We start from the raw sequence: 20,257 nt of genomic DNA, 5'->3' as shown, positions 1-20,257 counted from the left end.
CCGCGGAACCGCAACCGGCGGCCATCGTGAACACGTTTCGACGTGAGCGTCGATGAAAAAGAGACTGGGGCTAGCGTCTCAGCCTCTTTTTTTCAAAAAAATGAAGGAGTGTTTGAACATGGAAAAACGGATTTCAGGAACAACCGGACTATTTACTTTATTAGGATCACCAGTGGGCCATTCGGGTTCACCCGCCATGTACAACTTTAGTTTCCAGCACCAGGGCTTGGACTACGCCTACATGGCCTTCGACGTTAAGAAGGACCAGATGCCCCAAGCAATTGATGCATTGCGGCTCTTCAAAGTTCGCGGTAGCAACGTCACGATGCCGTGCAAAACGGTAGCCGCAACGTTAGTCGACGACTTGTCACCCGCTGCTAAAATCATTGGCGCGATTAACGTGATCGTTAATGACAACGGTAAGTTGACCGGCCACATTACCGACGGGATCGGTTTTGTCCGGAACTTGAAGGAACACGGCGTCGACGTGGCCGGCAAGAAGCTGGTTGTCATCGGTGCCGGTGGGGCGGCCACGGCACTCCAAGTTCAAAGCGCTTTGGACGGTGCCAAAGCCATCGCCATCTTTAACCAGGACGACGAATTTTACGCGAATGCAGAACAAACCCAAGCTAAAATCAAAGAAGCTAAGCCCGACGTGGACGTTCAAGTTTACCCGTTAGCGGACCAAGCGAAATTAAAGGCAGAAATTGAAAGTGCTGATATTTTGGTCAACGCCACGATTGTTGGGATGAAGCCGTTAGATGGTCAATCCTTAATCGATCCAAGTTTCTTACGGCCCGACCTGGTCGTTGCGGATACGGTTTACAACCCGTTGAAGACCAAGTTGATCGAAGACGCCGAAGCCATTGGGTGCGTCACCGCCCCTGGTAAAGGCATGCTGCTCTGGCAAGGGGCCGCAGCTTACACGCTCTTCACGGGGAAGGACATGCCAACTGACGAATACCAAGCTTACGAAGCTAAGCAAGCGGCTGCACAGCACTAATTTAGAGAGGAAGCTTTAACGATGGAAGCACGGATTGATGGACACACGACGATGCTCGGGCTCTTTGGCTCTCCAGTGGGCCATTCGGGCTCGCCAGCCATGTATAACTATAGTTTTGAACAGGCGGGGATCAACGACGCGTACCTCGCGTTTGACATCCAAGCGGACGAAATGCCGCGGGCGCTTGAAAAAATGCGGGTCCTAAATATGCGCGGCGCGAACATCACGATGCCGTGCAAGGAAGCCGCCGCCAAGTTAGTCGACGAACTGTCACCAGCCGCCGAATTGATTGGTGCGGTTAACACGATCGTCAATAATGATGGCGTCCTAGTCGGTCATAATACCGACGGGGCCGGCTACGTTGAAAACCTGCGGCACCACGGCGTTGAACCCAAGGGCAAACGCCTAACGGTTCTCGGTGCTGGCGGCGCGGCCACCGCCATTTCGGTTCAGATGGCCCTTGAGGGTGCGGTTGAGATCCATATTTTTAACCCGAAGGATGCTTTTTACAAGAACGCCGAACTGACCGCCCAAAAAATCATGAAAAAAGTGCCAACCTGCAAGGTTTCGGTCGGCGACATCAATGACCAGGACTCACTCAACGCCGCAATTGCGGCCAGTGACATCCTCGCCAACGCCACTAAAGCCGGCATGGCACCCAACGTGGACCAAAGTAACATTCACGATTTAAGCGTCTTTCGGAGTGACTTAGTCGTCACCGACACGGTCTACAACCCCGGTACGACGAAGATGCTCGCCGACGCGGCGGCTCACGGTAGCCAAACCATTGGCGGCAAGGGCATGCTCGTTTGGCAAGGGGCAGCCGCTTTCAAACTCTATACCGGTAAGGACATGCCGGTCGAAGACGTGACGCGGATCTTCTTTTCAGATGATGGGGGGCAGTGATCATGGCCAAAACAGTTAATCCGAACCGGAAGTTTTACCCGACGGCGTTGGCGCTCTACTTCGCCTACTTCATTCTAGGGATCGCGTCATCGATCATGGGGCAATACAAAACTGAATTCGCGACGGCCTGGGGGGCTAAAACCTTATCCAGTGGCGTCGTTGATGTCAGTATGGTCGTTTCCGTCATTGCGGCGTACGGCCTAGGTCGGTTGATTGCCTACCCGTTTGCGGGGCCGGTCTCCGATAAAGTTGGCCGCCGGGTTAGTGGCCTGATTGGGATCGTGCTGTACGCGGGCTTCTTCTTCGGCATGATTAGCGTCCACAGCATGTGGTTAGCGTACGCGGTCGGAATCGTTAACGGGATTGCTAACTCGTTTTTGGACACCTGCGTTTCACCGAGTGTCATGGAAATTTTCCCGAAGTCGGCCTCAATTGCGAACCTGTTTACGAAGTTCGCGATTACGATTGCCCAGTTCGTGCTGCCATTCATTATCGGCCTCGTTGCCAGCGCCCACCTGTCCTATAAGGTCATTTTTATTGGCTGTGGGGTATTGATGATTGTCGATGCGATTCTCGTCTTGCTTTTACCATTCCCTAAGCAGGTTAAAGCAACGCCAACCGCAACGACCGCTAGTGATACGGCTGAAGCTAAACCTAAGCACCGCTTTAGTGCGGCTGCCATTGCTTCCATCTTGATTGGCTTCACGAGTTCCGCCACCTTCATGATTTGGTTGAACACTAACCAGGAATTAGGCGCGAGCTACGGGGTCAAAAATCCAAGTAGTCTGCAATCGTTCTACGCGGTTGGAGCGGCCATTGCCGTTCTATTGACGGCCCAACTGATTCACATGGGCTTAAAGGAAACCACCATTTTGGTGCTTTACCCGTCAATTTCAATTGTGATGTTACTGCTGTGCTACTTCATTCAAACACCCGTCATGCTGTACATCGGAAGCTTTGTCATTGGCTACGCCGCTGCCGGTGGGGTCTTGCAACTCGCAACCTCAACCACGATTGGCTTCTTCCCGGATGCCAAGGGGTTGGCAACGTCACTCGTCATGATTGCCTCGAGTGTGGCTAACTACGTCGTTTTGTCAGTCGCTGCTTACATCACCAAGGTGACGGGGGCCGGTGCACCACGGATGATCATCTTAATGAACGTGGTCATCACCTTAGTCGGGGTCGCCTTGGCCTTAATCGTTAAACGCCACGGTAAGGAAAATCAAGTGGTCGCTGAAACCGAATAACAAGAATACATGGTAGTGCGGTTAATTGCCGCCAGCAGGGGCCTGTGACCGGTTGGCTGGAACATGGCGGACGTCGATTTGAGCTCCTCGGAAAAGCACCGACGATCTCAAATACGAGTCTTATTCTAAGCCGGAAGAGATTCACTCCCGGCAAAGAATAACTTCGCCATTGAGCCATGGTCACAGGCCCCTACCGGCTCGATAGTCCGTTCACTATTAGTGAACTGTACTGATTAGAACGAGTATTAGTGCGTGCTTGAGAATTAGTAGCCATCCTTAATTGCCAATTTTTTTAAGGCCCGCTGTTAATTAGCGTGGAGTTTTCTGGTGAATCTGAATTAGGCTGCCACGGTAGTAAGCAAACTAAAACGAGAAGATTTTAGGATAATTCCCAAATCTTCTCGTTTTGATGTTTAAGTTCCTGATCAGTTTGGATGCTGGCAGGGCGCTACGACGCGCCCAAGCACTACAATAGCCGCTGGCGGTCCCGATAGTGCTCCTGACAGTAGCGCTGGCTAAAGTCTTGAAAACGCCGCACCGACGGGGTCACGAAACCATTTTTACGAATAATTAAGTATAACTGGTGCTGCAACGGCTGATTTTCTAGGTGGAGCAACTGCACCTCGTCTTGATCGAGCAACGGTAAGTACGGCATTAACGCGATTCCTAAGCCGTGGCGCACAAAGCCGGCCATCGTATGGTCTTCTTCCACCTCGTAGGCCACCTTGGGTTGGAGATGGGCCCGCGCGAGAATTTTATCGATCAACGGTCGTAAGCCGCTGTTCTTAGAAAACAAGATGAACGGGTAATCGGCCAAATCCTTGACCCGGACTTTCGCCTTACGGGTGAGCGGGTGGCCGGTGGGCACCGCCGCGACGATTTCCTGTTGCACGAGCGGGACAAAGCTGAATAACGGGGCGGTTGGTTGGGTTCCGAGCCGTTCCACGTTAGAGGCTAAGACTAAGTCGTACTGCTCGTTGGCAAGCGCTTGCAAAAGCTCGCCGGAATTACCCTGACCAAGCTCAAACTGGATGGTTGCGTTTTGTGGGGCTTTTTGAAAGTTGGTAATTAGCTCGGGGACCAGTTGTTGACCGAGAGTGTACGTGAAACCCAACTTGACCCGGCCGCGGTCGGGGTCCATTAATTGCTTAACGAGGTCGTTACCTTGTGATAAATTGTTTAAAGTTGCCGTAACGTACTTTAAATAGATCGCGCCGATCGAAGTTAACTTGATATTGCGGCCGTCCGCCTCAAATAACGGTACCCCGAGCTCGGCTTCTAGCCGTTTGATAGCGTAACTGAGGGAGGGTTGCGAAATACCAAGATTTTCGGCGGCTTTAGCCATGTGCTGGGTGTGCGCGAGTTCTTTGAAAAATGCTAAATGCCGTAAGTTCATGACCATGTTGCTCCTTTATTCATAAATGAATTTAATCGTTTTAATGAATCGTCTATATTTATTATATTAAACTAATTTGCTAACATGACAAGTGAATTAAGTAACAAATTAACAAAAAAGTGTTTGGGTGACCTGAATTAACGAATAATGCGGGTACCCGTGCGGAATGCGGATTGAATGTAAATGTAATCGCTATCATTAGTAGAACTAGGAAGGGTGACAAAGATGAGTAAACGCGAAGTAACCGGCCACGCCATGGGGCGGAACGGCCAAATTGATTATCAAGTAACGGTGGCTGACAATCGCATTACGGATTTAAAGGTGTTGAACCACTCGGAAACGCCGGGTATTTTTAACCAGGTGATCGACCAGCTGAAAAACGACGTGGTTAGTCATCAGTCGTTCGACGTGGACGCCATTAGTGGGGCGACCGTGATGAGCCGGGCCATTTTGGACTCGGCGAATCAGGCCGTTACGGCCGCTGGCGTGGACATTACGCCGGCTCCCCAGCCGCAAACCGCACCAGAAACGCAACGCTTAACTACCGACGTGCTGGTAATTGGCGGCGGGGAAGCCGGCTTGGTTGCGGCGTGCCGGGCGTTGACAGAGGGCCGGCAAGTGACCCTGGTTGAAAAGAACGGCTACCTGGGTGGCGCGACCATCTTGAACGGCTCAAACGTGGTGGCGACCGGCTCCAAGCTAACCAAGCGGGTGCTCGGCGATCAGGGCGATACGCCCGCTAAACTCGCGGCCGACGTGGCGCGTGAAAGTAAAGATACCAACGTGCCCGCGCTTACCGATTTGATGGTCCACCAGATTGGGCCGGCGATGGATTTTATTAGTCAATTCGCCAACCTCCCGTATCAAAAGGCCCAAACGCAAACCCCGGAACATTCGGTAACTCGCCAAATTGAGCTACCATCGGCAAGTAGTTACGAGCTGATTCAAAAAGTCGCCGCTGCCTTTACCGCGGCGGGTGGGCAGCTCTTACTGGATACGCGGGTCGAAGCGCTGACCTTTGATGACCAGCACCAGCTCAACGGGGTCGTTGCTAAACAGCACGCAAAGACCGTTGAAATCACGGCGCAAGCGGTCGTCTTGGCGAGTGGCGGTCACGGGGCCAACCAAAAGATGCGGACGGCTGAAAGCCAGGGCATCGACTACTACGGGCCAGCGACGTCGACCGGCGACGCCTACGCGTTTAACCAGGCGTTGGACTTAAAGACCCACGACCTTGACTGGTACAAAATTTATCCGCACGGCGTGGAAGTGGCGCCCGGCACTGCCAAGCTGACGACTTACGCCTCCAAGCAGGCCACTGATATGGGCGCGCTTTACGTGAACGTTCATGGCAAGCGGATCGTTAATGAATCCGACGTCTACACAACGTTTCGGGACGCCATCTTGAAGCAGGACGGGCAGGTCGCCTACCTCGTGATGGACGCCCGTACTTGGAAGCAAGTTTACCAATTAATGGTCTTGCACGACTTCTCGGCCGAAGAAATTCAGGGCTACTTTGACCATCCGGAGCAGCGGCCAATCTTCGTTAAGGGCGACCTCCAAACGGTGGCCCGCCAAGCCGGGATTGACGGCGACCAGTTAGCCCAGACGGTCAAGCGTTACGAGGCGAGCGTTCGGGCTGGTCACGATGACGACTTCAACCGTGATCCGCAATACCTGCACGCGTTTGAGGGCGATTTATTCTACGTGATTGAACAACGCGACCGCTTCGCGACTACGCTGGGCGGCTACAGTGTTGACCCGCAGACGCTACAACTCCTAACGAACGCGGGGACGCCGGTGGCTAACTATTTCGGTGCTGGTGAAGTGATCGGCGGGGCGAACGGCCATGACTCGATGCCGAGCATGATGAATACCTGGGGGATTGCTTCGGGTTACGTGGCAGGAAAGATGGCGAGTGAGAAGGCAAGAGTGTGAAACCAAGCGGGTTGGTATTGAGCATTGCCTAGCTAACCGCAGGACCAGTCTGGCGCGAGCACGTTTTGACTATTTTTATGCAAAAACGCCACTAGAGACTGTGACTAATGTCACAGCCTCTAGTGGTGTTGCCTTATGTTAATAGCCGAAACGTACTCCCAAAGTCATCTAGATCCGCTTAACGGTTAACCGACTTTTGGCTCACTCTCTGGTTTGCAATTATAATTAAATTTTTTGTTCAATATTATCAATCGTCACAACGAGCACCGCGCGAATCCAATCGAACTTCGCGTGCATCTGTTCCCAGTAAGGGCCGGACGTGACGAATTCACCGGTCCCGTGCACGTGAAAGCCGCAGCCCGTGCCAGTTGTGCCGGCGACCTTGTAACTGCCGACGGCGATTGTGAGTTGCCGGTCGTGTTCGAAATCCGTTTCAATCGAGTGCATCCCAGCAGCGGGAATCAGCAACGTCTTTTGGTCGTTAACGAGGGCCATGTAATGACTCCAGGTATTGACGACGTGGGCGGGTTGCCCGTTGACGGTCACGATGGTAGCGGGGGTGCTATCTTTGATTACGGCTAAAAATTTTGGATCCATGCTATCCGCTTCCTTTGAACTAAAATTACGATAATATATCGTTACTTATATATTATCATAATATTGAGCTGAAAGGGGCGTTGCAATCCGTTGGTGAAAGCGGTACCGTAAACGCAAGACCTTAGTAAGGATGGTGGCGTCAATGTATCAGGCAAGTCCGCAGCGATACGCACGGATGCAGTATAACCGGGTCGGCAACAGTGGGTTGCGGTTGTCGGCGATTGGGTTAGGATTATGGAATAATTTTGGTGATTATGATGATTTTGCGACGCAAAGGGCAATGATTCGACAGGCGTTTGACCTGGGGATTACCTACTTTGATTTAGCTAATAATTACGGCCCGGAACCGGGGAGTGCCGAACGTAATTTTGGCCGGATCTTCGCCGAAGATTTGCGGCCGTACCGCGACGAACTCGTAATTGCTAGTAAGGCGGGCTACAAGATGTGGCCCGGTCCGTACGGAGATTGGGGTTCGCGTAAGAGTATTATCGCGAGTGCTGACCAGAGTTTGCAGCGCACCGGACTCGACTATTTTGATATTTTCTATAGTCACCGCCCGGATCCCAACACCGCGCCGGAAGAAACGGCCGGCGCGCTCGACCAGTTAGTTCGCAGCGGTAAGGCGCTGTACATCGGTCTTTCCAATTATAGCGGCCCGCAAACGGCGGCGATGCTGGCAATTTTTAAGCAGTTACACACCCCGGTCGTGATTCATCAACCCCGTTATAATTTATTTAATCGCCAAGTCGAGACGACCCTGTTCCCAACCCTAGCGAAAGCCCAACTGGGGGCGGTTAGTTTTAGTTCTTTATCCCAGGGGCTATTAACGGATAAATATTTAAAGGGAATTCGGGCGGATTCGCGGGCCAGTAAGGCGACGATTCCGTTTCTGAGTGCCAACCAAGTCGCCCAAACGCTGACGACGGTTGAAAAGCTGAACGCGCTGGCCCGCCAGCGGGGCCAGAGCTTAGCGCAAATGGCGCTAGCCTGGAACCTACGCCAACCAGTCGTGGCGACGGCGTTAATTGGTGCGAGCCGCCCTGAACAAATCGTGGCGAACGTGCAGGCGCTGAATCACCTTGATTTCACGGCCGCTGAACTGGCCCAAATTGAGCAAATTTTAGCGGCGCAACCGCAAATCGACTGGGATGCGCGTTAACGGCGCAAAAAAACAGGCCGCCAACGAGTGGCGACCTGCTGTACCTAATAGTTATAATCATCATAGCATAAAATAGCTACTTTTGTTGAAAATTTTAAACATAATTTGATTGTTAACGGCCCCCAACGCAGTTTCGCGCTGGGGGCCGTTATGGTTCAAAAAGGGGTGGGCGTTAAATTAATGTTCGCGACGCTTCCAACCTAGTCCTGCCAGTAGCGTCGTCAGCAGGGCCCAGCCCGCCGTGACCGTTCCCCGGGAAGTCCGTTCGTCAGTCTGAGGCAGGGTGGTTGCCACGGGCTGCTCAGCCGGCGCGTCCTTTGCCGGGGCCTGTACTAGCGCTGCCGGTGTTGGCGTCACAATTGGTTTGGTTGCTGGCTGTGGCGCTGGCTTCGCGGTTGGCCGAGGAGTCGGCGTCGTTACCACTGGATCGCTTTCTGGTTCGGGCTGCGGTTCCGGTTGGGGCTGCGGCGTGGTTGGTGGCGTTTCGGGCTCGCGGTTATCGTCCGGTTCATTACCACCACCGGGTTGTTCACCACCACCAGGTTGCTCAGCAACGTAAGTGACGACGATGGTTAAATCGGCGCTGTCAGTGGTTACATTTTGCGCCGTGGTCGTGGTTAAATCGTTAGCCGGATCGGTTGTCGCGGAGACAACGTACCCCGCAACGCTTGGATGGGGCACGGCGGCCAATTGAACCGGCCCGGTGACCAGTTGCCAGCCCGCTGCTTGCGGTTGGCCGGTTAGGTCGAGTGCCGGGGCCGCGACCGTTCCACGCTGGTAGTAGTTACTGGTTCGCTGATTATACTGATCCGTGACCCGAATAAAGGTTAGCGCCTGCTCGTAACTTGGCGCGAGCGTTTGCCCCGCGGTGTCGCGGTAGTGAATCGTTTCGACGACCGTTTGCGGCGTCACCTTGAAATTATGGGCGTAGGTGACCGTAAACTGCAAGTCGGGGCTCGTCGCGTGAACGCGCTGAGCCGTAATCTGCGTTAGGTCACCCGCCGGATCACTCGTCGCGACGACCCGGGCACCGTCAATTTGCGGTAGGCGAACGGCTTCAAAGTGAACGGCGGTCTCGGGCGTGACGAGTTGCCAGCCCGCTTGAACGGGTTGCCCGGCCGCGGTCAACGTCAACTGCTCGGCCGCCCCCGCATAAGCGTAGGTGCTGACCTGCTGATTATGCTGGTTCGTGACGGTCGCAAAGGTCACCGTTTGCCGGTGGGGCGCCGCCATTAACTGGTCCGTAACGTCGCGGAAGCTGATGGTTTCGTGAACCTGGTTCAAGTCCACGGCGTAGTCGTAAGCGTAATCCACGTTAAAGGCGCGGTCCAGCGTAGTTGGCGTCACCGGCTTAGCCGTAATTTGCGTTAAGTCGTTATCCGGATCGTCAGTCGCATGAACGGTGGCGCCCTTGATCGTTGGGTGCGCTACCGGTGCAAATTGGAGTAAGTCGTCCAATTCGAGGTCGCGCCACTGCGGATCGGTTGGTCGTCCCAGTTCATTGAGTTGCGGTGCGGCGACGGTCCCGAAAGCGGCGTACTGATGAACGTTCTGGTTGAACAGGTCAGTGACGGTCGCAAAGGTGATCGTCTGCTGGTGCGCATCAGCCAGTTGCTGGCCCGCCAGGTCGCGGTAATTGATGGTTTGCGTGAGCACCCGGGTTTCAACCTGGTAGTCGTGGGCGTAGCTAACCGTAAACGTCAGGTCGGCACTAGTTGGGGTGACCAGTTGCGCAGTGACCTGGGTTAAGTCCCCAGCAGCGTCGTCGGTCGCCACGACGTGCGTACCGGCAATAACCGGGTTAGTGACGGCCGCTAGTTCGGCTGCATCGGCCGCGCGCCACTGCTTGTCCGGACGGCCATTGGCATCCAGACTTGGTGCGGCAACGGCACCGTTAGCGACGTAGTGGGTCACCGAATGGTCGTACTGGTTCGTGACCGTGGCAAAGGTGACCGTCTGCTGGTGGTCGGCCGCAATCGGTGTCCCATCTAAGTTGCGGTAGTGAATGGTTTCAGTTACCGGCCGGGTTTGCACGTCAAAGTGGTAAGCGTAGGTGACGTTGAAGGTCTTGGCCGCCATCGTTGAGTCAGCGAGTTGAGCGGGTAACTGGGTCAAATCGTTGCCCGGTTCGTCACTCGCATAAACGTAGGCACCAGTAACGGTTGGGTGCAGTACCGGCATAAACTGAAGGAGGGCGTCCAGTTCACTACTTTGCCACTGCGCGTCAAGTGGGCGACCAAATTCGTTGAGCACGGGGGCTTCCACGCGGCCCCGGGTAGCGTATTCGCTAACCAACTGATTATACTTGTCCGTAATGGTGGCGAACGTGATCACTTGTTGGTGCGCCGGCGCGACTTGGCGGCCATCTAAACCGCGGTAATGAATCGTTTGCGTCAGGTGTTTCAACGCGGTTTCAAATTCATGGGCGTAGGTGACGGTAAACGCTAAGTCACCACTCGTGGCCGTTACGGGTTGGGCGCTTAATTGGGTTAAATCGCCCGCGGGGTCGCTCGTTGCTTGAACGACGGCGCCGTTAACGTGCGGATGAACGACGGCTTCAAACTGCGCGCCGTTGTCGGCGACTAACTGCCAACTAACGTCTTGCGGTTGGCCCGTTTCATCCAGTGCCGGTTCACCGGCCAGACCCGCGTAAACGTAGGTCAGCGCCTGGTTCGTCGCCTGGTCGGTCACGGTCGCAAACGTCAGCGTGCGCACGCTATCAGCGGCCATTGGGTTGCCGTGGCCGTCGCGGTAGTTAATCGTCATGGTTACCGGCTTGACCGTGGTCGTAAACAGGTGCTGGTAAGTGACGGTAAACGCCAGATCGGCGCTGGTGCTGGTCACTTGCTGAACCGGAATCTGCGTCAAGCTGCCACTTGGATCACTCGTTTTGAGGACGGCCCGCCCTGGTAAAAGTGGGTGGGTAACCGCACCCAGTTCAAGGGTGGCTCCGGTAAGGTAGGCTTGCCAGTCCGCCGTTACCAACTGTCCCTGCTGATCGAGCTCCGGTGCTGCCATGTCGAGCCCGTCAATCACGTAATAGCTGACGTTTTGATTATACTGGTCGGTTACGGTGGCGAAGGTCAGTCCCTGATGGTGCGCGGGAGCGACCACGTGGCCGTCTAAGTCGCGGTAGTTGACCGTTTCGCGAACGGTGTGGGTCGCAACGTTAAAATCGTGGGCGTAGGTGACGGTCACCGTGAACGGCGGCGTCTGCAAGCTGACAGTTTGCGCCGGCGTCTGCGTCAAGTCACCACTTGGATCGGTTGTCGTAATCACGTAGGCCCCGCTAATGACCGGGTGCGCCACGGCGGCGAGTTCAACCGAACCATCTAATTGGTGACTTTGCCAGTTAGCCGTCGTTGGCTGACCGTAGTCATCCAGTTCGGGTGGGGTCACGTCCATGCCGTCCGCGACGTAGTACGTTTTAACCCCGTTAAACTGGTCAGTAACGGTAATGAAGGTGACGCCTTGCCGTTGATCAGCCGCTAATTGGTCCCCCGCGAGGTCGCGGTATTGAATCGTTTCGGCGACCGTCTTAGCAGCCACGGTAAAGTCGTGTGCGTAAGTGACGGTAATCGTAGTATCCGCTGTTTGTGGATCAACGGGCTGAGCCGCTAGGGCGGTGGGGGCGTCGATTACGTTCCCCTGAGCGTCCACGACCGTTAAGACGTGCGTGCCAGCAATAACGGGGTGCGCCACTTCATCAAAGGTGAGCGCGTTGTTTAAGTCATAAGCGCGCCAGTCGTCGGCTAGCGGTTTCCCGTGATTATCCAGCGCTAAGCTGGTGGTTGCTTGGTTGATCACGTAACGAGCCGTCGTCTGATTATAAGTGTCGGTCACCAGCGCGAACGTATACGCGCTACGGTGCGGCTGCGCGGCGATACTCTTGTCCAACTGCTGATAATTGATCGTCTGGTTAACGGTGTTCAGCTGCGTTTTGAAATCATGAGCGTAAGTGACGATAAATTCTAAGTCGGCTGAATCTAATTTGATTGATTTTGCTGTGACTTGGGCTAAATCGTTCGCCGGGTCCGTCGTTTCAATCACGTGGGCGTTGTTCACCGTTGGGTTCGCCACGGCGGCGAGTATGATGGTTTCATCTACCGGGTGAGTTACCCAGGCATCATCGATTGGCTGACCATTGTTGTTCAGTTCAGGTGCGGCTGCGTCAATTGCATTAGTGACGTAGTACGTGACTTCATTGTTATATAAATCCGTTACGGTTAAGAAGGTGACGCCCTGTTCATGATCAGGACTGACAATATTTTTCTCTAAGTCGCGGTACTGAATGGTTTGCTTGACTGACTTGGTTTTGACGTCAAAATCGTGAGCGTAAGTGACGATAAATACCGAATCAGTTGAGGTTAAATTAACGGTTTGCGCCGTAACTTGCGTTAAATCGTTGGCTGAATCCGTAGTTTTAATTACGTGAGCGTTATCCACAGTTGGGTTCGCCACAGCGGCGAGCGTTATGGTTCCATCCGCTGTATGCGTTGCCCATGCTTTGTCGATTGGCTGGCCGTTGTCGTTCAGTTCAGGTACGGTCGCGCCAACTTCATTAGTGAAGTAATACGTGACCTTATTGTTATATAAATCCGTTACGGTTAGGAAGGTAACGCCTTGTTCATAATCCGGACTGACAATGTTTTTATCTAAGTCGCGGTATTGAATGGTTTGCTTAACAGACTTAGTTTTGACGTCAAAGTCGTGAGCGTAAGTGACGATAAATTCTAAGTCGGCTGAATCTAGACTAACCGATTGTGCCGTAACTTGCGTTAAATCGTTCGCCGGATCCGTCGTTTCGATAACGTGAGCGTTGTTCACCGTTGGGTTAGTGACTGCGTCTAGTGAGACGACGTCTTCCAATTGGTAAGCTGTCCAATCTTCGCCAGTCGGTTGACCATTGTCGTTCAGTTCAGGTGCGGTCGCGCCAACTTCATTAGTGAAGTAATACGTGACTTCATTGTTATATAAATTCGTCACGGTTAAGAAGGTAACGCCTTGTTCATGATCCGGACTGACGATGTTTTTATCTAAGTCGATATACTGAATCGTTTCCTTAACTGACTTCGTATTCATTTCAAAATCATGAGCGTAGGTGACGATAAAGTCTAAATCGACTGAATCCAATTTAATTGATTGTGCCGTAACTTGCGTTAAGTCGTTGGCCGGGTCTGTCGTTTCAATCACGCGGGCGTTGTTCACCGTTGGGTTAGCAATGGCTGCCAGCTCAATGGCGCTCCCATCTTGGTAAGCTGTCCAAGCTTCGCCAGTCGGTTGACCGTTGTCGTTCAGTTCAGGTGCGGTCGCGCCAATTTCATTAGTGAAGTAATACGTGACCTTATTGTTATATAAATCCGTCACGGTTAGGAAAGTGACACCTTGCTTATGATCAGGACTGATAATATTGTTATCTAAGTCGTGGTACTGAATGGTTTGCTTGACTGACTTAGTCTTGACGTCAAAATCATGAGCGTAAGTGACGACGAAATCTAGATGCTCTGTTTGTCGTGTTATTGTTTTCCCTACGATTTGCGTTAAATCACTGGCCGGATCATCAGTTGAGATGACGTGAAGGTTGGCAACTTGCGGATGTGCAATGGCCGCCAGTTCGATGGCGCTCCCATCCTGGTAGCGCTGCCATTTTTTGCCAGTTGGTTGACCGTCGTTGTTCAGCTGAGGTTCAGCTACGTTGATTCCGTTAGTGAAGTAATACGTTGCTTCGTCATTATATAAATCCGTCACGGTTAAGAAGGTAACGCCTTGTTCATGATCTGGACTGACAATGTTTTTATCTAAGTCGCGATACTGAATAGTTTGCTTAACTGACTTCGTATTCATTTCAAAATCATGAGCGTAAGTGACGATAAATTCTAAGTCGGCTGAATCTAATTTGATTGATTTTGCTGTGACTTGGGCTAAATCGTTCGCCGGGTCCGTCGTTTCAATCACGTGGGCGTTGTTCACCGTTGGGTTCGCCACGGCGGCGAGTATGATGGTTTCATCTACCGGGTGAGTTACCCAGGCATCATCGGTTGGCTGGCCGTTGTTGTTCAGTTCAGGTTCAACCGCGTCAATTGAATCAGTGACGTAGTACGTGACTTCATTGTTATATAAATCCGTTACGGTTAAGAAAGTGACACCTTGGTGATAATCAGGACTAACTTGCTTACCGTTAAGGTCGATATACTGAATGGTTTGCTTAACTGACTTCGTATTCATTTCAAAATCGTGAGCGTAGGTGACGATAAAGTCTAAATCGGTTGAATCTAATTTAATTGATTGTGCCGTAACTTGCGTTAAATCGTTGGCCGGGTCCGTCGTTTCAATCACGCGGGCGTTGTTTACCGTTGGGTTAGCAATGGCTGCCAGCTCGATGGCACTCCCATCTTGGTAATGCTGCCATTCTTGGCCGGTTGGTTGACCGTCGTTGTTCAGCTCAGGTTCAGCTACGTCGATTCCGTTAGTGAAGTAATACGTTGCTTCGTCGTTATATAAATCTGTCACGGTTAAGAAGGTAACGCCTTGTTCATGATCTGGACTGACAATGTTTTTATCTAAGTCGCGATACTGAATAGTTTGCTTAACTGACTTCGTATTCATTTCAAAATCATGAGCGTAGGTGACGATAAATTCTAAATCAGTTGAATCTCGACTAACAGATTTTGCCGTGACTTGAGCTAAATCGTTCGCCGGGTCCGTCGTTTCGATAACGTGAGCGTTGTTCACTGTTGGGTTCGCCACGGCAGCAAGCACTACGGTTCCATCCGCTGTATGCGTTGTCCATGCTTTGTCGATTGGCTGACCGTTGTCGTTTAGTTCAGGTTCAGCCACATTGATTCCATTAGCAACGTAGTATGTGATTTCGGCGTTATATAAATCCGTCACGGTTAAGAAGGTAACGCCTTGTTCATGCTCCGGACTGACGATGTTTTTATCTAAGTCGATATACTGAATCGTTTCCTTAACTGACTTCGTATTCATTTCAAAATCATGAGCGTAAGTGACGATAAATTCTAAGTCGGCTGAATCCAATTTAATTGATTGTGCCGTAACTTGCGTTAAATCGTTGGCTGGGTCCGTAGTTTCAATCACGTGGGTATTCGCTACCGTCGGGTTAATAACCGCGTCTAGTGCGACGACGTCTTCCAATTGGTAAGGATTCCAGGCTTTGTCGGCTGGCTGGCCGTTGTCGTTTAGTTCAGGTACGGTCGCGCCAACTTCATTAGTGAAGTAATACGTGACTTCATTGTTATATAAATCCGTCACGGTTAGGAAGGTAACGCCCTGCTGATGATCGGAGCTGACCTCCTGATCGGCCAAGTCACGATAATGAATCGTTTGCGTTACGGTTTTCGCCGTCGTATTAAAATCATGGGCGTAAGTGACCGTAAACGCTAAATCGGCAGTGGTTGGGGAGACTAATTGTTCAGCAATCTGTGTCGTTACCGGGATTGACTGACCAGCAGCATCCTCAACCGCAAGCACGTGGGCCCCCTGGATTTCTGGATGGACGATGGCACTAAAACTAACGGGATCGGTATAAAGGTCCCAGCTGTCTGAATCCGGTTGACCAGTCACTTCATTTAATTCGAATGGGTGCGTCGAAAAGCTGACGTAGCTAACTTGGTCCCCAGTTACCGCGTCGGTCGTGGTTCCAAACTGAGCGGTTTGCCGTTTGGACGTACTCATTGACTGGCCGTTCAAATCAACGTAGGTAACGTCTTCAATAACGGCTTGCGTTTCGGCGTCAAAACGGTGAGCCAGCTTGATTCGATAAGCTTTACCAGCGGCGTCAAAGATAATCGCGCCGTTACCGTTTGCGTCTACCGTTGCGTTTTCCAAAAGAACGTATCCCTGATCGAGGTACGCTTGAATTAACGTCGTAGCGTCGAAGGTGCTGGTCGTCCCAACCGCGCCGCGCAATTCTGGGTAGGTTTGGTAGTCCAGCTCACTGAGGACGGTCTCCGTGGTGGCATCGTAAAAGTTGACGGTTGCCTGGTACGCGTTTTGATAAATGAAACGCACCGTTTGGTTGGCCGTTAAGAACGGAATAAGTTCCGCGCCGGTGACGTCCGTCCAGGTGTGGCCGTCACTGGTCTCGACGCCAACGAAGACGTAGTCAGGAAAGTCACGAGAAAACTCATTAAGGGAGACCTCGTCATGCGCTAGTGCGTCAACTACGACGTCGGCTTCGTCTGGAATGGCGATAAAATTGCCATCCGCATCCTTTGTGCCGTAAGTGGCGGTTAGTTGCCAAGGTAATCCAAAAATGATTGTCAGATTCTGGGTTGCTTCCGTTAAAGTGGCCGTTTCCAAGTTGCTAACGATATTGGCGAGCCCGTTACCCGCTAAATAGTCACTATAACGGCCGGTACCGTCTAGTGTTAAATCAAGCTTATAGCCCTTGGAATACTGTTGTTGTAAGAGACTCTCAACGGTTGGATTAGTCAAAATCGCCACGACGTCACCAACTTCACCGGAAACGACCGTTGCCGGTGCCAAAGTGAGCTGTTCACCGTTTGGCTGAATCAGTTCGATGTTGACCACGACTTCACTCGCATTTACGGATAGGGCGTAAGGCTGAATAACGTAGCCGGCAAAACTCGTATTGGTATCCGACCAAACAGTGGACATGGTACCGTACCTAGTACTGGAGTCCGCCAACAAGTTATACCAAGTCAACGTGTTGGCATTCACGTTCCCCGCATCTGAGCTGGATGGATATAGTGACGGGTAGAGGGAGCCGGCGGTATTATCAAATCCTTGAACAGGTAAGTTATTGGCAACGAGATCCTTAATAATGAAGGACGGGGTGGTGTAGGTATAAACGCCACCTTCAGCCGCGTTTTTACCGGCTTCCAATTTGGTATTCAGTGTAATTGGCGAAAGTAAAACGTGTTGGTTACTGAGTGCAGCTTGAGAAACGTCTAAGTTAGGGTTCGTTGCTAATGGTGAAATATCCGTAATTTGGTTATACGGAAGGTCAACATTTCTAAGTGTTTCTTTGTTACTGAGTGCAGAAATGTCGTTAATCGATGTTAGTGAAATGCTAACGCGCTCTAAATTTTGTAAGGGCGCTAACGCGCGAATATCCCACAAGTTACCATTTTTCATGGCACTTCCAAAAACTTGCTGACTGACCATAATATTAGGAAAAATATAAATGGATTTTAACGCAGTGGCGTTTTGAAGCCCTTCCAATGTTTTCATAGCCATTAAAGCATAGTAATACTGGGTTGGTGCGTAGTTACTCCCGGTTGTTTGCTTGGAATCGCTTGAAGAGATTGAGGTAACGGTCGCCAGTTCCGCCTTGGTAAAGTTAGCGCGGAAATCGTTAATGGTTGCGTACTTTTTGTCAAAGCTAGTTTGCCATAAGAAAGTTTGGAACGCGTAGTCTGGCATCCATTCGTCAATGTAGAATGGATGGGAGCCGTCACTATAAACGTAATTAGGATCGGCCCCCTTCGCATCTAAAGCGATACTATTAGCGTATGACAGTCCTCTCCAGACGCCCGCGCCTTGCGTTTGGTATTTAGCGCTGTAATCGTCGACAACGCGCAAATCAGAACTGACACCGTTCGCATCGGTATGCTCAAGGGTGTATTGAAGCTGGGTACCCTTTGGAATATTAAACTTGGACTGACCAGTAATGTTATCCGTCAAGTCGTTCGGATCCTTAATAACCACCCCGGTTTGTGCACTGTCAGCGCTTGCATTTACAGCATCAGTGACCGGCTCTGCGTTAGCGGCGGCCCGCATCGTTGGCGCCACTTCGGGTGTTATGGTCTCAGCGATTGGGTCTGCAGTTTCCGTTGGCACTTCTGTTGCGGAGGCCGCTTCTGGATTGGTAGTTGCCGACGTTTTGTCCGTGATAATCGGAGCTTGTTCATCAGCAGATGCATCATTCGGCACAGTCGTTGGTTCAGTTGCTCCCGGTTGTTCCGCAGCTGCTGGTGTATCAACAAGCGGTGCATCGGTCGCGGCTTCAGTAATGGGCTTAGTTGTAGCTTCAGTTGGCTGTTCAGTCGTATCTGGTGTTTCAGTGACTGGACTTTCAACCGACTGCGGCGCGGTTTCTGTAACTTCCCCAGAATTTACAGGCGCCGTTTCCGTGGTTAAGTTGCTCGTGGACGTAGCCGGCTTGGTAGTTGCCTCACCCGGCTGTACAGCTTCTTTAACAGTTGTGTTAGCTGATGGTTGCTTAGGTGCGCTTAAAGTTGCAGTGTTGGCCGGGTCGGCAGCCGTTGAACTGGTTTGGCTGACAGTTGCGGACTCACTCGCCTGAGCGGTGATTTCCCGGTTAGGAAGGGTCAGCATAAAGCCTAGTGAACTGACCGTAATCCCCGCGACGAGCCAACCCCGACGTGTTTTATACATTTTATAACGTCTAATTTGCTCGTTACTACGCATGGTGCATCCCCCTTTATTGAACGGTGTTGATTAGAAAATAAATACTTGAATAATTACTAGCTCGTATAGTTAATATACCTTATTAATGATAAATTTCATAATTTAATGCGCCGTACATTATTTATCTATATAAATAAAATTATTAAAACGATAAAGGTTTTGTTAGCCAGCGTCAGTAATAAAGGGAATTACACGCGGTTTGAGCTAAATCGCAGCCGCTCCGATTAGGAGCAATTCTTGTCAATTAAAGTGAACGTCCGAATTACATCAGGTTAGGGCCGTTTCACGCGCGGGTGCGGTTTTAGTAAACTTTTTACGTTAAAGTGAATTTCTGGTATACTAAATGAAAACGCTTTACATATGGAGGCATCTGATTTTGAAAACAAAACAAACGGCTTTTGGGCAAATTAACGGTGAACCAGTGACCCGCTTTACGCTGATTAACGATCACCAAACGCGGGTTTCGGTGTTAAGTTATGCGGCCACTTGGCAGGAATTCGTTGTGGTGGAAGACGGGGTCGAACAACCACTCGTTTGGGGCTTGGACAGCATTGAAGATTATCAACTGGTCGGCTATTGCTTGTGTCAATCAGTCGGGCGGGTTGCCGGCCGAATTGGCGGCGCTCAGTTTGACTTGGACGGTCAAACGTACCACGTTGATATGAACGAAAAGGGGCATTCGCTACACGGCGGCGCCCACGGCTTCAACACGTTGAACTTTGACGGCCAACTCAGTACCACCGCCACAACGGCGAGCGTCACGTTGACCAAGCACGTGCCGAGTGAGCTTGACCAGTATCCGGGTAACTTAGACGTCACCATTACCTTTACGTTGGACGAAAACGACCGGGTCACCATCAGTTTTAAGGGTGATACCGACGCGGCGACGCTCTTTAACCCGACCAACCACGTTTACTGGAACACGACCGCGGACCGGACGAGTTTGGACCAACAATGGCTCCAAATCAACAGTCAGCAGCACCTTGCATTTGACGGGGAAAAGGTCCCAACCGGTGAAAAAGTCGCGGTGGCGCAAACGGCCTACGATTTCAACCAGGCCCGCCCCGTAACGCAGGCGTTAGCGGACTTGAAGCAGACTACGGGCGGCATTGAATTTGACGATGCGTATGAAGTGACGCCAAGCGCAACTGCCCCAATTGCAACGCTTGGTGATACGGCGGGGAAGCGGCAGATTAAGTTGTACTCGGACCGCAACGGCCTGGTGATCTATACGGCTAATCCGTTTGATAATGCTAAGCAGGCGGCGCACCATTACGTCGCGTTGGCAACCGAGGCCCAAACGCTCCCGGATGCGATTAACCACGCTGGTTTTGGCGACATTGCACTGCGGCCAGACGAACCCCGGACGTATACGATTGGTTACCAGTACGAACGATTAGATAAGTAAGTTAAGTGAATGAAAAGGGCGCGACCCGGAATTTGATCCGGATCGCGTCCTTTTTGGGTTGTTATTTTTCTACGATATAGCGGAAACGTGCTCACGCCAGACTGGCCCTGCGGTTAGCTACACAAGGCGCTAGATGCCTAAACCGCATCCAGCGCCTTGTTAGGCTAATCCTCAGACCAACCCGTCT

At 51.7% G+C, this 20,257-nt stretch carries 9 protein-coding genes; 6 read left to right on the top strand and 3 right to left on the bottom strand.

Going from position 1 to position 20,257, the window contains the following annotated elements:
• Positions 1-118: 118 nt before the first annotated feature.
• From FFM79_RS05600 to FFM79_RS05590, 3 genes are read left to right on the top strand one after another with little or no spacing between them, the layout of a single operon-like run.
• On the top strand, positions 119-1,003 hold the full coding sequence (locus tag FFM79_RS05600; protein ID WP_137642494.1) for a shikimate dehydrogenase: 885 nt from the start codon (positions 119-121) through the stop codon (positions 1,001-1,003).
• A gap of 21 nt (positions 1,004-1,024) precedes the next feature.
• Positions 1,025-1,909: a shikimate dehydrogenase gene (gene aroE / locus FFM79_RS05595; RefSeq protein WP_137642493.1), complete on the top strand. Its 885-nt coding sequence runs from the start codon at positions 1,025-1,027 to the stop codon at positions 1,907-1,909.
• Between the two features lie 2 nt (positions 1,910-1,911).
• Complete coding sequence (locus FFM79_RS05590; RefSeq protein ID WP_137642492.1) at positions 1,912-3,156, top strand: MFS transporter; 1,245 nt, start codon at positions 1,912-1,914, stop codon at positions 3,154-3,156.
• A 466-nt stretch (positions 3,157-3,622) separates the two neighbouring features.
• Here the strand turns inward: FFM79_RS05590 and FFM79_RS05585 are convergent, their stop codons facing one another.
• Positions 3,623-4,552, bottom strand: a complete 930-nt coding sequence (locus FFM79_RS05585) for a LysR family transcriptional regulator (protein WP_137642491.1) — start codon at positions 4,550-4,552, stop codon at positions 3,623-3,625.
• A 225-nt stretch (positions 4,553-4,777) separates the two neighbouring features.
• Here FFM79_RS05585 and FFM79_RS05580 point away from each other — a divergent pair, with 225 nt between their 5' ends.
• Positions 4,778-6,490 (top strand): FAD-dependent oxidoreductase, encoded by a 1,713-nt coding sequence (locus FFM79_RS05580; protein ID WP_137642490.1) that lies wholly within the window; start codon positions 4,778-4,780, stop codon positions 6,488-6,490.
• Between the two features lie 225 nt (positions 6,491-6,715).
• On the opposite strand, the gene FFM79_RS05575 is transcribed toward FFM79_RS05580, so the two are convergent.
• Positions 6,716-7,087, bottom strand: coding sequence for a pyridoxamine 5'-phosphate oxidase family protein (locus FFM79_RS05575; RefSeq protein WP_137642489.1), 372 nt, complete (start codon positions 7,085-7,087; stop codon positions 6,716-6,718).
• Positions 7,088-7,229: 142 nt separating this feature from the next.
• Here FFM79_RS05575 and FFM79_RS05570 point away from each other — a divergent pair, with 142 nt between their 5' ends.
• Complete coding sequence (locus FFM79_RS05570) at positions 7,230-8,246, top strand: aldo/keto reductase (RefSeq protein ID WP_137642488.1); 1,017 nt, start codon at positions 7,230-7,232, stop codon at positions 8,244-8,246.
• Positions 8,247-8,423: 177 nt separating this feature from the next.
• Here FFM79_RS05570 and FFM79_RS05565 read toward each other — a convergent pair whose 3' ends face one another.
• Positions 8,424-18,662, bottom strand: a complete 10,239-nt coding sequence (locus tag FFM79_RS05565; RefSeq protein ID WP_137642487.1) for a mucin-binding protein — start codon at positions 18,660-18,662, stop codon at positions 8,424-8,426.
• A 370-nt stretch (positions 18,663-19,032) separates the two neighbouring features.
• On the opposite strand from FFM79_RS05565, the gene FFM79_RS05560 reads away from it, so the two are divergent.
• Positions 19,033-20,070: an aldose epimerase family protein gene (locus FFM79_RS05560; protein ID WP_371852204.1), complete on the top strand. Its 1,038-nt coding sequence runs from the start codon at positions 19,033-19,035 to the stop codon at positions 20,068-20,070.
• Positions 20,071-20,257: the final 187 nt, after the last annotated feature.

Source organism: Lactiplantibacillus modestisalitolerans, assembly GCF_005405425.1.
GTDB lineage: Bacteria > Bacillota > Bacilli > Lactobacillales > Lactobacillaceae > Lactiplantibacillus > Lactiplantibacillus modestisalitolerans.
This window is presented reverse-complemented; position numbering and strand designations above follow the sequence as displayed.

Coding starts and splice junctions, on each gene's coding strand:
- FFM79_RS05600 (WP_137642494.1), top strand. CDS start 119: ATGGAAAAACGGATTTCAGGAACAACCGGACTATTTACTTTATTAGGA.
- FFM79_RS05570 (WP_137642488.1), top strand. CDS start 7,230: ATGTATCAGGCAAGTCCGCAGCGATACGCACGGATGCAGTATAACCGG.
- FFM79_RS05585 (WP_137642491.1), bottom strand. CDS start 4,552: ATGAACTTACGGCATTTAGCATTTTTCAAAGAACTCGCGCACACCCAG.
- FFM79_RS05590 (WP_137642492.1), top strand. CDS start 1,912: ATGGCCAAAACAGTTAATCCGAACCGGAAGTTTTACCCGACGGCGTTG.
- FFM79_RS05565 (WP_137642487.1), bottom strand. CDS start 18,662: ATGCGTAGTAACGAGCAAATTAGACGTTATAAAATGTATAAAACACGT.
- FFM79_RS05575 (WP_137642489.1), bottom strand. CDS start 7,087: ATGGATCCAAAATTTTTAGCCGTAATCAAAGATAGCACCCCCGCTACC.
- aroE (WP_137642493.1), top strand. CDS start 1,025: ATGGAAGCACGGATTGATGGACACACGACGATGCTCGGGCTCTTTGGC.
- FFM79_RS05580 (WP_137642490.1), top strand. CDS start 4,778: ATGAGTAAACGCGAAGTAACCGGCCACGCCATGGGGCGGAACGGCCAA.